Annotated in this window: 19 protein-coding genes; 5 read left to right on the forward strand and 14 right to left on the reverse strand. The window is 63.3% G+C overall.

All coding sequences use genetic code 11. The features are described from left to right. Positions 1-101: 101 nt before the first annotated feature. The 3 genes from O148_RS0107985 to O148_RS0107995 are packed head-to-tail and all read right to left on the reverse strand — an operon-like array spanning position 102 to position 5,843. A complete protein-coding gene (locus O148_RS0107985; RefSeq protein WP_240470829.1) occupies positions 102-2,582 on the reverse strand; it encodes an HAD-IC family P-type ATPase in 2,481 nt (826 codons plus the stop codon). Beyond that, complete coding sequence (locus O148_RS0107990) at positions 2,569-3,867, reverse strand: class I SAM-dependent RNA methyltransferase (RefSeq protein WP_026530498.1); 1,299 nt, start codon at positions 3,865-3,867, stop codon at positions 2,569-2,571. Before O148_RS0107990 ends, O148_RS0107985 begins: the two co-directional genes overlap by 14 nt. 2 nt (positions 3,868-3,869) lie before the next feature. Then, a complete protein-coding gene (locus tag O148_RS0107995; protein ID WP_026530499.1) occupies positions 3,870-5,843 on the reverse strand; it encodes an APC family permease in 1,974 nt (657 codons plus the stop codon). Positions 5,844-5,963: 120 nt separating this feature from the next. On the opposite strand from O148_RS0107995, the gene O148_RS0108000 reads away from it, so the two are divergent. Beyond that, on the forward strand, positions 5,964-6,644 hold the full coding sequence (locus tag O148_RS0108000) for a potassium channel family protein (protein WP_026530500.1): 681 nt from the start codon (positions 5,964-5,966) through the stop codon (positions 6,642-6,644). Positions 6,645-6,647: 3 nt separating this feature from the next. Then, positions 6,648-7,301 carry a potassium channel family protein gene (locus O148_RS15555; RefSeq protein ID WP_051620000.1) on the forward strand — a complete coding sequence of 218 codons (654 nt, stop codon included), beginning with the start codon at positions 6,648-6,650 and terminating at the stop codon, positions 7,299-7,301. On the opposite strand, the gene O148_RS15560 is transcribed toward O148_RS15555, so the two are convergent. The 4 genes from O148_RS15560 to dut are packed head-to-tail and all read right to left on the reverse strand — an operon-like array spanning position 7,290 to position 9,526. Continuing rightward, on the reverse strand, positions 7,290-8,018 hold the full coding sequence (locus tag O148_RS15560) for a DUF3159 domain-containing protein (RefSeq protein ID WP_035745444.1): 729 nt from the start codon (positions 8,016-8,018) through the stop codon (positions 7,290-7,292). The two genes, O148_RS15555 and O148_RS15560, sit on opposite strands and share 12 nt — an antisense overlap. Next, positions 8,015-8,317, reverse strand: a complete 303-nt coding sequence (locus tag O148_RS0108015; RefSeq protein WP_026530501.1) for a single stranded DNA-binding domain-containing protein — start codon at positions 8,315-8,317, stop codon at positions 8,015-8,017. The genes O148_RS15560 and O148_RS0108015 overlap by 4 nt, the downstream gene beginning before the upstream one ends. After that, entirely contained in the window at positions 8,317-9,045 is a 729-nt protein-coding gene (locus O148_RS0108020) for a DUF3710 domain-containing protein (RefSeq protein WP_026530502.1), read from the reverse strand. The genes O148_RS0108015 and O148_RS0108020 overlap by 1 nt, the downstream gene beginning before the upstream one ends. 40 nt (positions 9,046-9,085) lie before the next feature. Further along, the gene (gene dut / locus O148_RS0108025) at positions 9,086-9,526 is read right to left on the reverse strand and encodes a dUTP diphosphatase (RefSeq protein WP_035745505.1); all 441 of its coding nucleotides are present in this window, start codon (positions 9,524-9,526) and stop codon (positions 9,086-9,088) included. 132 nt (positions 9,527-9,658) lie between these two features. Here dut and O148_RS0108030 point away from each other — a divergent pair, with 132 nt between their 5' ends. After that, a complete protein-coding gene (locus O148_RS0108030) occupies positions 9,659-10,147 on the forward strand; it encodes a DUF3093 domain-containing protein (protein ID WP_026530504.1) in 489 nt (162 codons plus the stop codon). Here the strand turns inward: O148_RS0108030 and O148_RS0108035 are convergent. After that, on the reverse strand, positions 10,144-10,443 hold the full coding sequence (locus O148_RS0108035; protein WP_026530505.1) for a DUF4193 domain-containing protein: 300 nt from the start codon (positions 10,441-10,443) through the stop codon (positions 10,144-10,146). The genes O148_RS0108030 and O148_RS0108035 overlap by 4 nt on opposite strands. Positions 10,444-10,716: 273 nt before the next feature. Here O148_RS0108035 and sepH point away from each other — a divergent pair, with 273 nt between their 5' ends. Then, positions 10,717-11,913, forward strand: a complete 1,197-nt coding sequence (sepH, locus tag O148_RS0108040; RefSeq protein ID WP_026530506.1) for a septation protein SepH — start codon at positions 10,717-10,719, stop codon at positions 11,911-11,913. A 7-nt stretch (positions 11,914-11,920) separates the two neighbouring features. Here the strand turns inward: sepH and O148_RS15565 are convergent, their stop codons facing one another. The 4 genes from O148_RS15565 to O148_RS0108060 are packed head-to-tail and all read right to left on the reverse strand — an operon-like array spanning position 11,921 to position 17,042. Next, positions 11,921-12,574, reverse strand: coding sequence for a thymidine kinase (locus tag O148_RS15565; RefSeq protein WP_035745446.1), 654 nt, complete (start codon positions 12,572-12,574; stop codon positions 11,921-11,923). A 9-nt stretch (positions 12,575-12,583) separates the two neighbouring features. Continuing rightward, positions 12,584-13,744, reverse strand: coding sequence for an alkaline phosphatase family protein (locus O148_RS0108050; protein ID WP_026530507.1), 1,161 nt, complete (start codon positions 13,742-13,744; stop codon positions 12,584-12,586). Beyond that, on the reverse strand, positions 13,741-14,334 hold the full coding sequence (locus O148_RS18115) for a DUF5998 family protein (protein WP_051620001.1): 594 nt from the start codon (positions 14,332-14,334) through the stop codon (positions 13,741-13,743). Before O148_RS18115 ends, O148_RS0108050 begins: the two co-directional genes overlap by 4 nt. Before the next feature lie 5 nt (positions 14,335-14,339). Next, entirely contained in the window at positions 14,340-17,042 is a 2,703-nt protein-coding gene (locus O148_RS0108060; protein WP_026530508.1) for a bifunctional acetate--CoA ligase family protein/GNAT family N-acetyltransferase, read from the reverse strand. 44 nt (positions 17,043-17,086) lie between these two features. Between O148_RS0108060 and O148_RS0108065 the strand changes: the two genes are divergently transcribed. Further along, positions 17,087-19,579, forward strand: a complete 2,493-nt coding sequence (locus O148_RS0108065) for a DNA gyrase/topoisomerase IV subunit A (RefSeq protein WP_035745448.1) — start codon at positions 17,087-17,089, stop codon at positions 19,577-19,579. Here O148_RS0108065 and O148_RS0108070 read toward each other — a convergent pair. Continuing rightward, a complete protein-coding gene (locus tag O148_RS0108070) occupies positions 19,576-20,016 on the reverse strand; it encodes an SRPBCC family protein (RefSeq protein ID WP_026530510.1) in 441 nt (146 codons plus the stop codon). The two genes, O148_RS0108065 and O148_RS0108070, sit on opposite strands and share 4 nt — an antisense overlap. Positions 20,017-20,223: 207 nt before the next feature. Next, positions 20,224-20,898, reverse strand: a 675-nt coding sequence (locus O148_RS0108075; protein ID WP_026530511.1) for an HNH endonuclease signature motif containing protein, incomplete at its 5' end; no start/stop codon positions are given.

Below are 20,898 nucleotides of genomic sequence, written 5' to 3' on the forward strand. Positions count from 1 at the left end.
ATCTTTGTGTGACCGCCGTGCACTCGCTAGCAAGGTAGACCTAACTCGAGGCGGCTTTATTCCCGGCGCAGGCGCTCGGAGTCTAAAAGCTCCCATTTCGCTCACTGAGACCGGAGCGCATCCTTGCGCACCAGGCGGAACAGTATTTCAATTCCCCCGCATCCGAGAACGGCCACTCCCAGTGTAGTTGCCAGAATCGCGCCGTCGGGAATCACGAAGGCAAAGAAGTTGGCAAAGAGCGGGACCGTGAGCATGGCGACAAACACCAGTACGAGCACCGCCACGAGCACCGTTTTGATCCGGTCGAACGGCCGGCACAACACGACCAGCACCCACATCGCCACCGCCGTGAGCGAGATGGTGCACGCGGTCTGCATGACTTCGCGGGAGGCGCCCAACCACTCATACACGAGCCAATAGGTGCCAAAAATGACCGCGGTAATGACAAGCCCGGCAGGGACCGAAAACTTCAGCGCACGCCCCAAGAATCCGGGCAAGTAGCGCCGCTTATTGGGCAAGAGAGCCAACACCAGTGACGGCAAACCAATCGTGAGCGAGGACACGAGCGAGAGCTGCCGCGGCAAAAACGGGTACTCCAGCAAGAAAATGCCGAACAGCAGAGAGGAAAAAATGGCGTAGGCGGTCTTGGTCAAGAACAGGTTAGAGACCCGCTCAATATTGGCAATGACGCGCCGCCCCTCGGCCACCACCCCGGGCAGCCGCGAAAACTTGCCGTCCAAGAGCACCAGACGCGAGACGGCCTTGGTAGCCGGGGCGCCGGAACCCATCGCGACCCCGATCTCCGCTTTTTTGAGGGCCAATGCGTCGTTGACGCCGTCACCGGTCATCGCAACCACGCGCCCGGAAGCTTGCAATGCGGACACCATGTCAAACTTTTGATCCGGGGTGACCCGGCCAAAGACCCGGTGCTCGGCCAAGACAGCGTCCAGCTCGGCACGCCCCTCCGGCAGGTTGCGCGCATCAAAACCGGCCTCTGGCCCACCCGAGCTCCCCGATGACACGCCGATACCCACCCGATGCGCAATGGCCGCGACGGTCGCCGGGTTGTCCCCGGAGATGACCATGAGATCCACACCCTGCTCCCGGAAATACTGCAGGGTTTCGGCGGCGTCCGGCCGCACCCGCTCGGAAAAGGTGAGCAAGGACACCGGGGTGAGATCGGCTGGGAGCTGCCATTCGCCGTCGTGCTCCACCATGGGAGAAGTCGAATGGGCGAGCACCAGCGTGCGCGCCCCCTCCGCGGCCAACTCCGCCGCGCGCGCCAACGGCGCGGAACCGGTGGCCAACACCATTTCCGGGGCCCCAAACACCCAGGTGCCCGCGTCCGCGCCTGTAGCCGAGTCAAAGGACGCCGAACTCCATTTGCGCGCGGAACTAAACGGCACCTGCCCGGCCGCCGACAGCGAGGACGCGCCAAAACGCTCCCCCAGCGCGTCTCCGGTCAGCGAGGAACCCTGAGCGCCAAACCACGCGAGCACGCTCGCCGTGTCCACCGGAGGGTTTACCAGGGGTTCTTCGGTGTCGAACTTGATCCGCCCCTCGGTCAGCGTGCCGGTCTTATCCAAGCACACCATGTCCACACGGGCGAGCCCCTCCACCGCGGGAAGCTCCTGCACCAACACCTTCCGCCGACCCAGGGTGATGGCCGCAAGCCCAAAGGACACCGAAGCCAGAAGCACAAGCCCCTCTGGGATCATGCCGACCACACTCGCGACCGTCTTGATCACCGCCACCCGCCAGGCGCCGGAATCCCACGCCGACCCCCAGCCGCCCTGGGCCTGCATCTGCCCGTTGACCACCACCAGGATGATCGGGATGAGCGCCCAAGTCACCCACAGCACCATTTTGTTCAGGGCGTTGCGGATCTCCGAGTTGACCAGCGAGAACCGTTTCGCTTCCGCGGTCAGCCGCGCCGAGAAGGACTCCGGACCGACCTTGTTGACCCGGGCCGTCGCGCTTCCTTCCAGCACCGCGGACCCGGAGAAAATCTCGTCTCCGCTGCCCTTGGCAATACCGTCGGACTCACCGGTCAAGAGCGATTCGTCCAGCACCACCGAACGGGATTCTAAAACCAGGGCGTCGGCCGGCACTTGATCGCCGGTACGGATTTCGATGAGGTCATCCAGCACCACATCGTCTAGTGCCAGGTCCCGCCAAGTGCCCTCGCGCATGACCCGCGCCGTCGGAGCGCTCAACACGGCAAGTCTGTCCAGAGTGCGCTTCGCCCGGTACTCCTGCACCACCCCGATCAGGATGTTCGCAAGCACAATGGCGTAAAAGAACCCGTCTTTCCAGTCCCCGACCAGCAACACCACCACAAAACACAGCGTCAACACCGCGTTGAAGAGGGTGAAGAGGTTGGCGCGCAGGATTTGCCAGAAGCTGCGGCTGGAATCGTGTTTGAGCTCGTTGCTGAGATCCAGTTTGACGCGCTCGTGGACCTGCTCGGCGCTCAGCCCGGACTCAACGTATTCGGCGCCGAGCGGCGCGAGGTGCGCCCGGGCTTCGGTGAGCGTTTGCAGGCGCTTATCCGCGCGCTTGGCGGCGTCAATGGCGGGCACGGGCGGCTCCAGGGCGTTCGCGGGTGAACAGGGTGACCGATTCCATGTGGTGGGTGTTGGGGTACATGTCCCACAGTTTCACGTCCGCCACCTGCCAGCCGTTACGGCGCATGTCGGCGAGGTCGCGCGCAAAGCTCGCCGGGTCGCAGGACACGTAGACAACCTTCTCGGCCGTGCTGGCGCTGATTTGCTCCACCACCTTTTTTCCCGCGCCGGAGCGCGGCGGATCCAGTACGACGGCGTGTACCCGGCCTGGGTGCCTTTCGAGGGCTTGGTCGACGCGCGCCCGCGTGACGTTCACCTGCGGTTGGTGAGCGAAGTTCGCGGCGGCGTTGGCGCTGGTGACGGGAGACCCCTCGATGGCGTGGACCGTTCCGGATTCGCCGACCGCCTCGGCAAGGACAGAGGTGAACAGGCCGGCCCCGGCGTAGAGGTCCCAGGCGGTGTCCCCAGCTTTGAGGTCAATCCACTCCCGGACGTTGGCGGCCAGGGCCTCGGGGGCGCTGCGGTGGATTTGCCAGAAACCGGCGGCGCTCACGGTCAGCTCGCGTCCCAGAACCGTTTCGGTCAGCTGTTCCGATCCGGCCAGATGCACCGGCGGTTTGGGAGTGGGCCTAGTGCGGCCGCGGCGCGGCGGCAGCGGGCGATTGCCCAGTACGCTCGCCTGGCGGTAACCGTTGTCCCCGAGCGTACCGAGGCTGATGTCGACGGTGGCGAAGCCGGAGTAGTCGCGCTCAAAAATTGCCGGGTCGAGTTCGGCGGCGAGCGGCATCTCGGTGAGCGGGATGACCGCGTTCGAGCGGTGCGGGTGCATGCCCAGGCGACCGTCTTCTCCAACGGCGAAACCGACCCGGGTGCGCCAGCCAAGCCCGTCGGGGTGCTCGCCCGGCATGGGTGTGGCGGCGAGGGAATCCAACAGGTGTGGTGCGATCGCGTCCGTCCCGGCGAAGCGGGTCACGAGTTCGCGGTAAATGTCGCCCTTGATTTCTCTCGCGGCCCCCGGGGCGATGTGCCCGAATTCCGCGCCGCCGACCGGGGTCCGTCCGTCTCGCGCGGCCGCGAGCGCGTCGGCGAGCTGCCAGGGGTGTTTCTGCCGGTCGGCGGAGGCAACCACAATGTCGGTGACGTCTGCGCGCCAAAAGCGAGCATCGCCGTCGTTCTCCATCACCCGGGCGCGCACCCGCTCGCCCGGCAGCGCGTGGCGCACAAAGATGACCCGGCCCTCGTGGCGGGCAATAAAGTGGCCGCCGTGGGCGGCAGCGGTGATGTCGAGTTCGAGTTCCACGCTTACTCGCCGTCGTTGTGGTGAGCGGTTTCGGAGGACTTGAGTTGCCAGGGCACCGAGGCGACCATGACGCCCGGCTCAAAGTGCAGGCGGGTTTTGATGCGTAGCGCAGTCTGATTGTGCACGAGCTGCTCCCACCAACGGCCGACCACATATTCGGGGATGTAGACCACAATGAGGTCTCGCGGGGAACTGGCGCGCAACTCCTTGATGTAGCGCAGGATGGGGCCCACGGTTTCGCGGTACGGCGATTCCAGGACCGTGATGGGCACCGGGATCTTGTAGGTGTCCCATTCGGCGAGGGTTTGTGCGGTGTCCTCGGGGTCGACGTCCACCACGATCGCCTCCAGGGTGGAGGGCCGGGAGGCGCGGGCAAAGGCGAGCGCGCGGAGAACCGGTTTGCGCACATGGGAAACCAGGATGAGCGCGTGAACCCGCGAGGGCAGGGCGCGCACCGAGGTGTCTTCGGTGATCGCGAGCTCCTGCGCGACGGTGCGGTAGTGCGCGTGGATCGAGTACATGATCAACGAGAGAGCCGCAATGGCCAGCACGGCGACCCACGCGCCGTACACGAATTTGGTCACCAACACCACGACGAGCACCGAGGCGGTCATGAGGAAACCGAGGAAGTTAATGGCGCGGGAGCGTTGTACCTTGAGCCGTAGCCGTTTGCCGGGGGTCGCGTGCAAGGTGCGGCTCCAGTGGCGGACCATGCCGAGTTGACCCAAAGTCAGTGCCAGGAACACGCCGACAATGTACACCTGGATGAGCCGGGTGACATCCGCGTTGAAAACCAGGATGAGCGCAATGGCCGGGATACCGAGGGCGAGCACACCGTTGGAGTAGCTCAACCGGTCGCCGCGGGTACGCAGCTGTTTAGGCAGGAACCCGTCCTGGGCGAGGGTGGAGCCGAGCTCCGGGAAACCGCTGAATGCCGCGTGGGCGGCAAGCATCAAAACGAGCGCGGTAATCCCGACCAGGACGTAAAAGACGATGCTGCCGGGCTCGAAAATGGTTTGCGCGAGTTGGGCCAGCACCGGCATTTGGAAGAAGTCCGCCGGTGGTGGAGCGCCATCAATGGTGAGCTGGTTGGCGGGGTCTTGGACCACGTGAATGCGGGTCAGCCGGGCAAGAATGATTACCGGAAGCGTGATGGCCGCGGCGACGACGCCCATCAACAGCAGGGTGGTTGCCGCGTTGCGGGCGCGAGGTTTGGGGAACTCGGCGACGTTGTTGGCCGGGCCCTCCAGACCGGTGAGAGCGGCCGCGCCGGTGGAGAAGGCGCGGAGCACCAGGATCGCCCCGGCAAGTCCGGTCAGGCCCTGATTCAGCCCCTCTTCCGGGGTGACTTGGTACCCGGAACTCACCGCGGCGTCCAAGATGCCGAGGGCCGCCTGAATGAACCCGGCGGCGCAGAGGATGGCGATGACGGCGAGGAAGAGGTAGCTCATCAGCGCAAAAAAACGGCCGCCGCGCTTCACTCCGCGCAAGTTCAGCAGGATCAGGACAACGACAGCGGCGACCGCGACCCAGACCTGTTTGCCTTGCAGCGCCGGGATGGCGCTGGCCACATAGGTTGCCGCCGAGGATGTGGACACCACCACGGTCAGCACAAAGTCCACCGTCAGGGCGCTCGCCACCGCGATACCCGCGGTATCCCCCAGGTTCTTGCGCGCGATTTTGTAGTCGCCGCCGCCCTTCGGGTAGGCCAAGAGGCTCTGCCGGTAGGACGCGATGACCACCAGCATCACAAGCACGACGGCGAGCCCCACCCAGGGCGCGAGCGTCACCGCGGACACCCCGGCCAAGGAGAGCGTCAGAATGATTTCGTCCGGCGAATACGCGACGGAGGACCAAGAATTGGATGAATAGATGGGTAGCGCAATGCGGGTGGGCAACTCGCGCGAACGCAACCGTTCATTGTGGAACGGCTTCCCCACCAATACTCGCTTGAGCGCATCCAAAAAGGTCAGCACAGCCCACAACGCTACAGCGTTTGCGGTGCGCTTGTCATCGCGCGCCCGCCATCAGCGCGAATGTGTGAAGAATCTGCAACACTTAGACCCAGAACACTGTACGCGCCAATGAGGAGAGTTGTGGCCCATTACGTGATTATGGGTTGCGGTCGTGTGGGGGCGAATTTGGCCCACACCCTGGAGGATTCCGGACATACCGTTGCCATTATCGATCAGGACGAGCGGGCGTTTCGCCGATTGCGCCGGGACTTCGCCGGCCAGAAGGTGACCGGCGTCGGTTTTGACCGGGACACGCTACGGGCCGCGGGCATCGAGGAAGCCTACGCTTTTGCCGCGGTCTCCAGCGGCGACAACTCCAACATTCTTGCCACTCGGGTGGCCCGCGAGAACTTTCACGTGCAACGCGTGGTCGCTCGCATCTACGATCCGGGGCGCGCCGAAATCTATCAGCGGCTCGGCATCCCCACGGTCGCAGCGGTGCGGTGGAGCACCGATCAGGTGTTGCGCCGGATCTTGCCCGAAGGAAGCATTGACAGCGATTTCCGGGAAGCCTCGGGACGTCTGGTCCTGGGCGAGCTTCCCTTGGGCGAGGGGTGGATCGGGACTCCCCTGGCCGATATTGAGAAGGCCGGGGAAGTGCGTATCGCCTTTGTGACCCGCTTTGGCGAGGGCACCTTGCCAAGCGCCGACATGGTCTATCAGGACGGCGATGTGGTGCACGCGATGATGGCCGGGGACCGCCTCTCCGATATTGCCAAGGTGTTTTCACAAGCCCCGGCCCTGGATTTGGAGGGAGAGTAGCCCATGCGCGTAGTCATAGCCGGTGCCGGGAGCGTAGGTTCCTCCATCGCGAAAGAACTCTTGAGCCACGGGCACGAAGTCATGCTCATTGACGAAAAGCCCGAGGCAGTGGGGCGCAGCGGCATCACCGGGGCGACCTGGCTCATCGGCGACGCCTGCGAGCTGACAACCCTCAAAGACGCCGACTTGGACACCGCCGAAGTTGTGGTGTCCGCCACCGGTGACGACAAGGTCAACCTGGTGGTCTCCCTGCTCGCCAAAACCGAGTTCGGGGTCAACCGCACGGTGGGCCGGGTAAACAACCCGAAAAACGACTGGATGTTTGATGACGCCTGGGGCGTGGACGTGGCAGTGAACACGCCGCGGCTGATGACCGCCCTCGTGGAAGAGGCCGTCGAAGTGGGTGACGTGGTGCGGCTCTTGACCCTCCAGACGGGCGTGTCATCCCTGGTGGAATTCACCGTGCCGAACGAATCCGCGCTCATTGGCGCGACGATCGGCTCCATTTCCTGGCCGACGGACGCCACGGTCGTCGCCATTTTGCGCGATGAACAGCCCATCACTCCCAGCGAAGACGATGTCATTGAATCCGGCGACGAACTGTTCTTTGTGACCACAATCGCCGCCGAAAACGATCTGCGCGCGCTACTGGCCTGAGCCGCGCTGATTCTCCGGTGGCTTGGCGCCCCGGGTTCCGCGCCGCGGCGAGGACACAATCCACGCGATCCACACGGCCAAGGCGTACAGCGGGACTCCCATGGCTAACCGGGAGGCTCCCAGCGCGGTCACATTGTCGGTGAGATACAGCGGAACCTGGACGATCAGGCGTAGCAGCATCGCCGCGGCCAAAATGGAGGTCGCCCATTGGTAGACGCGCATGCGCGCCGGGAGCTGGCGCCATTCCAGGCCTTCCCCGCGCAGGTAGCCAAAGGCGACACCCAGAAGCGGCCACTTGGCAATCATCGAACCCACCAGCACCACCACGGTGCCGCCGCTCATGAAAAAGCCGGGAACAAAGTAGTCGCGGGCCTCCCCGGTCTGATTCGCCACAAACGCGCAAATCGCGACGCCGATCAAACTGCCGACCGCCTGCATAAACGGGTCGCGCTGAATCAGTCGAATCACGGTGAGCACCGCGGCGGTCGCTACCGCCGCCATGACCGAAAGCCACAGGTCGCTCGTGATCGTGTACAGCACAATAAACAAGAATGCTGGCGCGACGCTCTCAATGATGCCGCGCACCCCGCCGATGCTCGCCAGCACATCGATCTGGCCGTCCTCGCCCTGTTTGACACCGCTCTTGGACGCCATGGTTTCGGAGACCTGCTGCCAAAACGCTTTGGGCTGGTCGTTCTCGGGCGGCGTCGCACTCATGTCATTTTCCTTGTGGGTGTGTACAGCAAATCGTAGCGGGGATTAAAGATGACCGGTTTGCCCTGCCACCGGGTCACTCGCCCCCAAAATTCTAGAACCGTTCCCGGTACCAGCCCGGCAATGTCGCGTTGGCCGAGCCACACTAGACGAACCTGGTGCTCTTGCCCGGCATCGGGTTCTTGCAACTCGACGACGGCGGTGAATCGCGGCGCCGATTCGCCCGGCTGGATGGTGATGGCGCTAATGCGGCCGCGGGAGGGCGAGCGGCGATCCGCGGCGCTCAATCGAGACAGGGCCATTAGCCGATCTTGGTAATCTCCGGTCCGCGCTCCCCCGGTTGCGGGCCGGTTTGCGGCGCGGTGTCCAAGGGCGATGCGGGCGGGGTTTGCACCGCTCCCGGTGCGCTCAGGGTCAGCAACTCGCGCGGCGGCATCGGGGCCTCGCCGCGCACCACAATCGTGGTGCGGAAAATCTCTTCCAACGCTTCGGCGTCCTTGGCGCTGGTAGCGGCCAACCCGCCGATGACGCCGCGCAAGAACCAGCGCGGACCGTCCACGCCCACAAACCGGGCCACCCGGTGACCTTTGGAACCATCCTGTGCCACAGCGGGAAGCTTGGCCGAAATTTCCGGGCCGAACACGCCGTCGTTCTCTTCTGCCGTGCCGCCCTGCCGGGTGACCGACTCGGTGATCTGCCCGCGAATTTCCTCCCACAACCCGTCCTTGCGGGGTGCCGCGAACACCTGCATCTGCAAGGTGGAACCCTGGTAGTCCACGCTGACGGCCACAATCCGCTGAGTCTTTTCCTCCACCTCGAGCCGAATGTTTAGCTCATCGACCGGGCGAATCTTGAGCGCGCCGAGATCGATGTAGCCGTCGTCGTCGGGATGGTCGGCAATGTCGAAGGGTCCGCTCGTCTCCTCGACGGGTTTTTGCTCGACGTTCTTGCCCAGGTGGATGTTGGCGTAGGGGTCAACCGATTCCCCGGACTGCTTCTTAGACGACTTTTTGGATCGGCCAAAGGCCATGGTGGCTCCTTCCAGAACTGCGCACGTACACCAGTCTAGATCAGGATGCGAAGCCCCCGGTCGAGCCGAATCCGCCCTCGCCGCGGCTGGTCTGATCGAGTTCATCCACGTACTCGAAACGCGCGATTTCCACTCGTTGAATGACCATTTGCGCGATGCGGTCGCCACGGGCAACGGTGAAAGTTTCGCGCGGATCGGTGTTGATCAGGGTGACTTTGATCTCACCACGGTAACCGGCGTCCACCGTGCCGGGCGTATTCACAATGCTGATGCCGTGCTTGGCGGCGAGACCGGAGCGCGGGTGCACCAGCGCAACATACCCGAGTGGCAGTGCAATTGCGATCCCGGTCGGAATGAGAGCGCGCTCCCCGGGAGCGAGGGAAAGATCAATGGTGGAGCGCAAATCCGCGCCCGCATCGCCCACATGTGCGTAATCGAGCGGCTCGATGCCGGGATCCAGTTGTTTGACCCGCACCGTCATGGTGGGCTCGGCGTCGGTGTTCGTCGGCTGGTTCACGGATGACCTCGATTGTGGTGATGGGCGTTCATTTCCCGGCGCGCGCGGTGTGCGTCGGTTTTGCGAGGCGTCGCGGCAAATGCCAAGCTAGATTTTATGGCCGAACCCCACACCACAGACCTTACACAAGCCCGCTCCGCGATTTTGTACCGGGAGAAGCTCTACCCCAGCGTCGGGGTGTGGTTTTTCGTGTTGTTTGTGGCGGGCGCAACCCTGCTTGCCCTGCTGCCGATCAACCTGCCGGTAGCGATTGCCGGGTGCATCGCCGTCACCGCCGCCGTGGCGATCGCCTTTATCGCGGCCTCCCCGGTCATCATGGTCACCCGGGACGCATTCACCGCGGGCAAGGCGAGAATTGAACACCAATACTTGGGAGACATCGAGGCGTACGACGGCGATGCCGCCACCGCTGAGCGCGGCACCCGTTTGCACGGGCTGGCATATTTGTGCATACGGGGCTGGGTTTCCCCCGTGGTGAAAGTTTTCGTGGTGGATGACGCGGACACCACACCGTATTGGTTGGTGTCCACCCGTCATCCCTTGGACGTGGTGAAGGCGCTTCAGGAAGCCCGCGAGGCTCTTTAGCCCTCGCAATCCTTGCAGAAGAGGAGTCCGTCTTTTTCTCGAGCGATCTGGGAACGGTGACGTACCAGGAAGCAGGAGGAACACGTGAACTCATCGGCTTGAGCCGGGAGCACCCGCACCAAGAGCTCTTCACCGGAGAGATCGGCGCCGGGAAGTTCAAAACCTTCGGCGGCTTCGGTCTCATCCTCGTCGACAACCGCGGACTGGGTGTTGGTCCGTCGCGACTTCAATTCCTCAATGGAATCCTCGCTCAGGTCATCATCAGTCTTGCGCGGTGCATCGTAATCAGTTGCCATAATCTAAAATTCACTCCGGTCGGATGGTCTTCTCTCGCGAAAGATTGTTGCCCATTCCGCGGCAAAATGCCAACTCAGAGCACGATTCGTGAGAAAAGTGTTCCGATCGTTAGTTCTTCGGCTCGCGTTGCGGGCGGCAATCAGTGCAAGCAACGGTTGAAGGTCTGGGTTTATTCCGGGCCCAATGTGCGCCACACCCGCCCTAATTCCGGCGCTTGCAGCGCACGCAATGTAAGAGTGTTGGCAAGGAATAGTGCAACTCAAGGAATCGTGATGCAAGAACTTCACCTCGTCAGTGTCGATGCCGAGACGTCAACGCTCGTGCTCAGCGATGAGAGCGGCACCCACTTCACACTCGCGTTGAATGATGACATCCGCGCGGCCCTGAAAACCCACCCCACGCCGCTGGCTAAATCCGGGGGTGACGCTGCCCCTCCCTCGCCTCGCGACATTCAAGCGCGGATCCGCGCCGGTGCGAGCGCGGCGGAAGTGGCACAAGAGACCGGCGCGCCGCTGTCCATGGTGCAACGCTTTGAGGGTCCGGTCCTGGCAGAACGCGAATACATTGCCTCCCGTGCTCAAGGCGTGATCGTTGCCGAGCCGGATGGGCTTCTAGATGGCTACCGCGAGGCCTTTGGGAACTCCTCGGCGAACCTGGGCGAGATGGTGGCCCACCGGCTCGAAGCCTTTGGCGCCGATACAGACTCTGCGACCTGGGACACGTTCAAGCGCGAGGACGGTTCCTGGAATGTGGTTCTCGCCTTTGAACTGGGTAAGGATGCCAGCAACACGATTGGCGAACCGCCGCTGGCACGGTGGATTTTTAAGGCGTCCTCGGCGTCCTTGAGCAACGCGAACCGGTGGGCCCAGGTGCTCAGCGAGATGGAGCCCATCGACGGCCCGCTCCCCTCGCGACGGCTCGTGGCCGTGCCGTCCTCGGTGTTTGACGTCGAGACCAGCGGCACCGATCCGAGCGAGGTGACCGGCACAGAGCCCGCCACCGACGGTTCTGGGGTAGATGACGGGCAAGACGATACCGGCCCCGACGAACACTCGGAGCTCTTGGACATGCTCATGGAACGGCGCGGTCAACGTCTGGGTACCGATGAGATCAGCGATGACGCGTTGGCCGCCATGATCGCGAAGGGACCGGTCCCCGGGGCCAAGGGTGATGCGAGCGAAGACTCGGCGGCCGGTAAGTCGGGGAAATCTGATTCTTCGGCCGATGAACTGGAAGGCCAGCAGCAGCTCTTTGGCGGTTTGCGATTGGCACCCGAGCCCAAGGATGATCCGATCAACCTGCAACAGGACGTGGACACGGATACCGCTTCGGTCGATCTCGAGCGGGAGAAACCAGCGGCCGAGGAGGACGCCGGGGCCGACAACGCCCGCGCTAAGCGCGGTCTCAAGCACAAGCGCTCCAGCGTTCCGAGCTGGGACGAAATTGTCTTCGGCGCGAAGAACGACTAACTCTCCCCTACACGGGCGGCAGGTCGAAAGGAAGTAGTTCTGCCGTTTCCGGGATTTGCCGGGCACGTCCGGCCGTCATTCTTTGCATGTAGTGGCGGCGGCACAGCGTTTCGTAGCCGGTTGCGGCCCGCTGGTCCACGTCGCCAACCACCATTTGTTCCCCCTCGACGACCATGACACCGTCCTGGGTGCGGGCGTTGTGGGTGGCACGCTTGCCGCACCAGCACAGGGCTTCGACCTGGAGCGGCTTCACATGATCGGCCAATTCCAGGAGTCGACGCGAGCCCGGGAACAGGCGGGTTTGAAAATCGCTGGTGATTCCGAAGGTGAAAACGTCAATGCCCATTTCATCTACAAGCCGGGCAAGCTGTTCAATCTGTTCCGGTGAATAAAACTGTGCCTCGTCACACACGAGGTAGTGAATCGCTTCGCCGTGGGTTTTGCGCCGCACAATCTCTTCCCAGAAATCGAGCTGCGGATCCACCTCGATCGCCTCATGCTGTAATCCGAGGCGGGACGAAAGCACCGCGGTGCCCGAGCGGTCATGGCTGGTAAAGATGAGTCCCCGGCGACCGCGCACACTGTGGTTGTAGTTCATTTGAAGTGCGAGTGTGGATTTGCCACTGTCCACGGTCCCGGAAAAGAAAACGAGTTCAGCCACGCCTCAACTCTAGTTCACTCGCAACAGCGGTATACCCAGTTCGGCGTCGGTGAGCGAACCGTGTTGTCCCACCATCTCCATCGAGGCGAGCGAAACCCGATTCAAGTCATAAAGGGCGATGTTCTCCCGCGCCGCGACGAGGACATCGCCAATGCGGGACGCGACTCTCTCGCTTGGGCGTTGTCCGGCCGGACCAAACCAGCCGAGCTCGACGGCTTCGGCCTGGGTGGCAACCCAGGCGCGGTCGCCAAACTCGTTCCGCCATTCGCTGGCCAGATGCTCGGCGTAGTTTGTCCCCAGCTCGGGTTGCAGATAGAGGTGGAGGAAGCGGGGTTCTCCCCCGGTGTGCCGCACACCCCTGAAGAGCGCGTCCATGTGGCTGACATCGAGCCGGTTCTCGGCCGGGATGTCAACCATGCCGTGGTCGGCGGTCATCAGGATGCTCGTGTTGTCGCCGAGGGAGCGCGCCAAGCGTGAGATGTTAAAGTCCAGCTCTTCGAGTTCGCGCAACCACTGCGGCGAACGCACGCCATAGCGGTGGCCGGCCTTGTCCAGCTCGTTCCAGTACAGGTACACCAGGTGGCGCGCCCGCCGGTTTTCCATGATGGTTTTCACATGCGTCACCCGGGCGCTGACACTCTTGGATCCAATGAAATCGCCACCGCGGAGGGCCGCGCGTGTCAGCGCGGAGCGTTCAAAGTGCGGTAGCGAGACGGTGCTGACCTGAATCTCTGGTTGCACTTTTTCAAAGATCGTGGGGTGCGTCTGCCAGGACAGCGGATCGACGTTCGCGTCCCACCCGCCCAACATGTTGACGACCTTGTCTTGATCCGGATCCAACACGTCATAACCGACCATGCCGGTGAGCGCCGGCGGCAATCCGGTGGCAAAGCTGGCTAGCGCCGCGGCCGTGGTGCTGGGAGCGACCGTCTGCAGGGTGCGCAGACCCCCATCGCGAATGGCGCGAGCCAGCATGGGGGCATGTGCACGATTCTCCATGAGCTGGCCGGCCCCCAGACCATCCACCATGACGATAACGGCGTTGCGGGTGTCGGGAAGATCCAGCTCGTTGCGGAAACCGGCTAGACCAAGTGCGTTGGCGACGCTCGGCAACACCTGGGTGAGGCTCGCCCCGGAAAAGGCGGGCCCTGCCGGAAGCGGGGTGCTCACGAGCGGCCGCGGGTGGAGGTCGCCTTGCGCAACGCCTTCGCGAACGCGCTGGCCTCGCGTAGTGTGTCGATACCGTCGGCCTCGGCGCTGACCCGAATAATGATGTCCTCGGTGGACAGCGAACCGGCGTACCCGTGGTCCGCAACGCAATCGGGGTCCGGGCATCCGGCCGGCGCAATGTCCAAGCGCTGGCCGCCGGTCCACGCAATCGAGAGGGTGAGCTCTTGGGGTCCGGTGCCCGGAGTAAAGTTCTGCGGTTGGTCATAGACATAGGTCAACGTGACCGTCGAGATGCGATCAAGCGGGATGGCCTCGGTGGATATTTGGGCCATCACATGGGTGCCTTCTTCGTTCATTTGGTGATCATCCACGTGGGAGGCCAAAAGCACATCATCGGTGAGCACCAAAACGGTGGAGTGCCGGTGTACCTCATTGTGATCAAAGTGCGTTTCCAGATGCACAAAGTCGGCGCGTGCCTCGGCGCCGTCCAAGGCGTCCACGAGCACCTCGGCCATCATGGCGGGGTAAAAACCGGAGCGCTCCAAGGAGGTGAGCAGATGATCGGCGCTGGATGGTGTTGCTGGCGTCATGTTCCCTAGTCTCTCATTGCCCGGCGGGCGCTGTCGGTTCTCTGCTCTGGATTGCCCAGCATGATGGTGGCACTAAGTGCGACGGCATCGCGGTGCACCAAGAGCGGGTCGATGCTGATCGAGGCAATTTCGGGGTGGCGGTCCTTCAGGACGGCAATGCGCATGAGTACGTCTTCAAGCGCCCCTTTATCCACCGCGAAGCTCTCTTGGTGACCGGCTAACTTGATGGCAGCACGCGGTTGGCGCACCATATCGGCCACATCCTGGGTCGTCAGCGGGGTGATGCGGTGCGCCCAGTCGTCCAGTATTTGGGTGGCGTCCCCGGCCATGCCGAAGGAAATCACTGGGCCCAGCAGCGGGTCTTCCATGGCGCGGATCACGCACGCCTGGCCGGGTTCGGCCATGGTTTGCACTTCCATTCCGCTGCGGCCGTATGCCCTCAGTTCTTCTTTCATCGAGTCCACGGCCTCGGCCAATTGCACGGGATTTCCGAGGTTCAACCTGACGCCGCCCAAATCCAATCGCCGTCTCAAGTAGGCGTCAGTGGACTTCAGTGCGACGGGCCAACCCAAGAGGTGTGCCGCTGCGACAGCTTCTTGAGCGGTGCTGACCTTGATGGTGCGTAGCGCCCTCACGCCGTAGCTTGCCAGCAGTTGGACGCTCTCCTCCGAGTCCAGGGTGAGCAGTTGTGCGCCGTTGACGTCCTTCATCCAGTGCTCAAGCAACCGGGTTGCGTCCTCGTCGCGGATGCCTTCGGGTTCCAGGTATTCGCCGTGGTCGCGTGCCCGCCACATCCCGTAACGGGTCGCGGCGCCAAGGGCACGAACCGCCGCCCCGGGGCTGGAGTAGCAGGGCAGGCCCTGATCCAGGCCGTCGGGAGCCGGGTCGAAGTCGGGTCCCGTGACGAGGCCGGAGGCTTCCAAGGACTGGTCCATGACGCCGGCAAAGCTGGCGACCACGGGCTTCCCGGCCGCGCGGGCGGCGTTGTAAATGGTGGCGGCAAGGGTGTCCGTGGCCACGCCCGGGGTGGGGATGAGAGTGACGACGGCGGCATCCGCCTGGGTGCCCGAAAGCACCTCGGTCACGGCTTTAGCGAGTTGGGAGGTGATGCGTTCGGTATTGCCCGAGAGGTTCAGGTTTGCGGTGAGCACCGTGGGTGTGAGGTTCCAGGCGCTCGCGTTATCTGCGACGACTTTTCCGAGGGCCAGCGAATTGGAGAGCACCGCAATGTGGGAGCCAAGCGGCACCGGCTGACTGGCAAGCACCATCGCAATGTCGACCAGCTCGTCGTTGCTTTTGACCCGGATCACGCCGGATTGGCGCATCATCGCATCCAGGGCGCCGGCGGGAGCCTGAGTGGTTCGCACCACGTGGCCGGGCGGGAGTTGGAGTCCCATGACATCGGATTTCGCGACGATGACCGGTTTGGTCAGTGCCAGACGCCGGGCGATGCGGGAGAACTTGCGCGGGTTTCCAATGGATTCCAAGTACATGCCAACGACCGAGGTATTCGGGTCGTCTTCCCAGTACTGCATGAGGTCGTTTCCGGAAATGTCGGCGCGGTTTCCTGCCGAGACGGCCGTGGAGATGCCCACTGCGCGGCGCGCGGCGGAGGCGAAAAGCAGCGAGCCGAGCGCGGCCGACTGGGTAAAGACTCCCACCCTGCCGCGCTTGGGCAGTTGTGGCGCCGGTGAGGCGTTGAGCTTGATTTCTGGGTCGGTGTTGGAAATGCCCAGCGATGCGGGACCAAGGACCCGCATGCCGTTTTTTCGTGCTTCGCGCACAAGGTGGCGCTGGCGCTCGAGCCCGGCATCGCCGTCGTCCGCGTACCCTGCGCTTAACACCAGCAAGCCTTTTGCGCGCTTGCCTGCGCACTCGGCAATGACCTCATGAACGTTGCGATTCGGGACCGCGATGACCACGAGGTCCACATTTTCGGGGAGATCGCTGAGGCGCGGGTAGAGGCGTTGCTCGGGGTCCGCGGCGGCCAGGCGGGCGTTGACGCCGTAGACGGTTCCGGTGAACCCGGCGTCGCGAATGTGGTTGAAAACCATGCGGCCCATGGTGGTGGGGCTTTTGCTGACGCCGACCACCGCGACGCGTTGCGGGCGCAGGACCTCGGCGACGCTGCGGGCTTCGGCGCGGTGCTCGCGGGCCTCCATGACGGCGCGGGACTTTGCGGTGGGGTCGATGTCGAAGTGGACCGCAATGACGCCGTCGTCGAAGGAGCGCTGAATTTCGTACCCCGCGTCGGAGAAGACGGCGAGCATTTTGCGGTTTTCCGGGAGGACTTCGGCGCTGAAACGGGTGATGCCGTTTTCTAGGGCGGCGGCGGCCAAGTGTTCTAGCAGGATGGAGCCGAGCCCGCGGCCCTGGTGCGCGTCGGCGATATTGAACGCGACCTCGGCTTCTGTCGGGTTGTTCAGCCGATCGTAGCGGCCGATGCCGATGATGTGGCCGCCCGCGGTGATCACGAAGGCGACGCGGTCGCGGTAGTCCACGTTGGTGAACCGCTCGAGTTCCTTCGGGGTGAGCGTGGATTTGTAGGTGAAGAAACGGTAGTAGATGGAGGTTTCGGACTGGCCGAGGTGAAACTGCTCGACTCCGGGGGCGTCTTCCGGGGTGATCGGGCGGATGTGCGCGGTCACGCCGTCGCGCAACACGACGTCAGCTTCCCAATATTCCGGGTATCCTCTCACCTGGCCCATAGACTCAGCCTAGTAGCAATTTTTTGTTGAAGGATTTTTCATTCGTGACGCCTCGCCGCACCTCGACCGACGCCCCTGACGACTTTGTCGAAAACATTGTCGATATCGATGTCACCTCGGAAATGCAGGACTCCTTTCTGGAGTACGCCTATTCGGTGATTTATTCGCGCGCCCTGCCGGATGCGCGCGATGGGCTGAAGCCGGTGCAACGGCGCATTTTGTACATGATGACGGACATGGGGCTGCGCCCGGACCGCGCGTTTGTGAAGAGCGCGCGCGTGGTGGGCGAGGTCATGGGCAAGCTGCACCCGCACGGCGACACCGCGATCTATGACGCGATGGTGCGCATGGCGCAGCCGTTCTCGCTGCGGTTGCCGCTCATTGACGGGCACGGAAATTTCGGTTCGCTCGATGACGGTCCTGCCGCGCCGCGCTACACCGAGGCGCGGATGGACGCCGCGGCGGAGGCGTTGACCGCGCATCTGAAAGAGGACGTGGTTGATTTTGTGCCGAACTATGACGGCGCGCTCATGCAACCCGAGGTGCTCCCGGCGGCCTACCCGAACCTTCTGGTCAATGGTGCCGCCGGCATTGCGGTGGGCATGGCGACCAATATGCCGCCGCACAATTTGCGCGAGGTGGTCGCCGCCGCAATTCACCTGATACGCAACCCCGATGCCGACCTTGAGGCGATCATGCGCTTTGTGCCGGGCCCGGATCTTCCGGCTGGCGGCAAGATTGTGGGGTTGTCGGGGATCCGTGACGCGTACGCTTCGGGACGCGGTTCGTTTAAGACGCGGGCCAAGGTGGAGGTCGAGCAGCTTTCGGCGCGGCGCACCGGACTCGTGGTGACCGAGTTGCCGTACTTGGTGGGGCCGGAAAAGGTCATTGAAAAGATCAAGGATGCGGTCAACGCGAAGAAGCTGCAGGGCATTTCTGCGGTGCAGGATCTGACCGACCGGAAGCACGGGCTGCGCCTGGTCATTGAGATCAAGAACGGATTCAACCCGCAAGCGGTGCTGGCGCAACTGTACCGGTTGACGCCGATGGAAGACTCGTTCGGCATTAATAATGTGGCGCTGGTCGAGGGGCAGCCGCAGACGCTCGGGCTTGTGGATTTGTTGCGCGTGTACGTGGATCACCGCTTGTCGGTGGTGCGCCGCCGCACCGCGTTCCGGCTCAAGGAGAAGCAGGATCGGTTGCACCTGGTCGATGGCCTGCTCATTGCCATTTTGGATATTGACGAGGTCATCCAGGTGATCCGTTCTTCGGATGATGCGGGCGCCGCACGCGAGCGGCTGATGGCCATTTATGACCTGAGCGAAGTGCAGGCGAACTACATTCTGGACCTGCCGTTGCGTCGCCTGACAAAGTTCTCGCGGATTGAGTTGGAGACCGAGCGGGACGAGTTGGCGAAGCAGATCGCCGAGCTGGAAGAGATTCTGGGCTCTGACTCGGTGTTGCGCGATGTGGTGTGCGCCGAGCTGGAAGAGGTCGCGGAGAAGTTTGGGACGGATCGGCGCACCGTGTTGTTGGAGTCGGAGGCGAGCACGGTTCCCGCCTCGGCCATGGCGAAGGCGTCCGGGGGCGATGGCGGGGCTAAGGCTGCCGCTCTTGCGCTCGAGGTTCCCGATGACCCGTGCTGGGTCATCTTGAGCACTTCCGGTCAGCTGGCGCGCACCGCGGACGCGGGTGCGCTGGTGGATGGCGGGCAGCGGGTGAAGCATGATGCCTTCCGTGCGGCGCTCAGTACGACGGCGCGTGCCCAGGTCGGTGCCATTACCTCCTTGGGCCGGATGATCCGGGTGAACGTCGTCGACATGCCGGCGTTGCCGCCGGCGTCCGGAGTGCCAAACCTGAGCGGCGGGGTGGCGGCAAAGGACTTCTTGACGTTGCAACCGGGTGAGAGCCTCTTGTCGCTGGTGCCGGTAAGCGAGGTCATTGCCCTGGGCACTAAGCACGGAGTGGTCAAGCAGGTCACCCCCGAATACCCGCAAAACAGCGATGAATTTGAGGTGATTTCGCTCAAGCCGGGCGACGCGGTGGTGGGCGCTGTTGCTGCTGGCGCCGACGATGAGTTGGTGTTCATCACCCAGGGCGCACAATTGTTGCACTTCCCGGCGAGCACGGTTCGCCCTCAGGGCCGCAACGCGGGTGGCATGGCGGGTATCAAGCTTGCCAGCGGCGATCAGGTGTTGTTCTTTGGCGCGGTTTCCCCGTCCGACGCTGCGGCCGTTGTGGTGACCATTGCGTCGGCGTCCGGCGCGCTTCCGGGTGTTTCGCCGGGGTCGGTGAAGATCACGCCGTTTGCCGAGTACCCGGGGAAGGGCCGCGCGACTGGCGGCGTGCGTGCGCACCGATTCTTGAAGGGCGAAGATTCGCTGATTTTGGCGTGGGCCGGTCACGGACCTGCGAAGGCGGTTTCAGCCCAAGGCGTTGCGCGGGCGCTTCCGACGGAGTTTGGTCGCCGGGATGGATCGGGTGTGCCGCTCTCGCAGGGCGTTGACGCGATTGGTCCTGCGTTGAACTTGGCTTAGCGCCGCTCAAAAAGTGTGGCCATGGAGTCAAAGAACGAGTTGTAACCCGCCTCGGTCTGCTTGATCTGCTCGGCGCTGAACCCGGGTGCCTCCTGCGTTATAGCGACGTTGGTTTCACCATCGGATTCGGGGTTGAAGTCCACCTCGAGGAGTGCCTGAGCGGGGTCATCAGGTTGGTCGGTAATCGTCATGGCGATGCGGTTTCCGGGGTCAAGCTCGCGGTACTCCCCCACCCAATTAATGACGTTGCCGTCCGGCAAATGCATTTGGGCCGCCCATTTTCCACCTGGACGAAGGTCCATTTTGACGGTGTCGAGCGGGATAGTGACCTGATCCGTGCCGAACCAATAAGCGAATTGCTCGGGAGTCGTCCAGGCGTCGTAGGCGCGCTGCGGGGAAACGTGAAAGGTACGGTTCGCTGAGATGACGTTGTCCATGGTTGCTCCGTTTGTCGCTGGAAGACTGTGGTGGTCTCACACTACTGGGCTGACCGGGTGCCGCGGAAGGATTTTGCGCTCTCGTCTTTATGGTGAGGTTCGACGGCGTGTTCCCGGCTGATCACGCGTGCGTACCTTGGTTCTGGGGTGCTTGGGGGTTCAAGAGACGCGCGGCGCGCGGCCGCCGGGTTCCGCGTTGGTCGCGGTTTAGAAGGGTGGGTTGTCGTCAACCCCGGTGGCGGTGAAGTGCTGTGGGGTGGAGGCGGGTTTGTTATGCGGTCCTTGGATGGGCCGGAAGCCTTCGGCGAGGGAGTTTTGGTAGCTGACGGAGTGGTCGTTGAAGGGCCCGATCCGGTTGTCGTGGCCGGGTGTGGAGCATTCGTGGCGGAGGCATTTGAAGCAGGGCCCGTTCGCGGCGTCGGTGTTTTGTTGCGCTGTGAATGTTTGTGCTGAGAACGTCCAGGGCGCCGGATTGCTCGAGTCGTCTTGTGCGGCATAGTTGCTGTTGCTGCGCGCACCCGCACTGCCGGAATTATTACTGTCGGAATCGTTGTCGCGGGGTGTGCCCCACGGGTCGACCCCCACGCCGGTGCGAGTGCCGTCGCCGGCGCCGGTTTGTGCGCCTAAGCCTCGACCTGAACCTGATCCCGAGCCGACTCCGGTGCTGGTTCCGGTGCCGGTTCCTGTTCCGACGGGTTCGGTGAGGTAGGTGTTGCACAGTGGTGAGGTCCATTGGATCGTGTTGGTTTCTGGGTCCAGGACTTTGGCTTGCCAGCCGTGGTGGGTTTTGAGGTTGTGGTGTTTGCGACACAACAACTGCAGATTCTCCGGGTTGGTTTCGCCGCCGGTGTCCCATTCGGTGATGTGGTCGGCGTCGGTACG

This window comes from Haematomicrobium sanguinis DSM 21259 (genome assembly GCF_000688395.1).
In the GTDB taxonomy this organism is placed as follows: Bacteria; Actinomycetota; Actinomycetes; order Actinomycetales; family Micrococcaceae; genus Haematomicrobium; species Haematomicrobium sanguinis.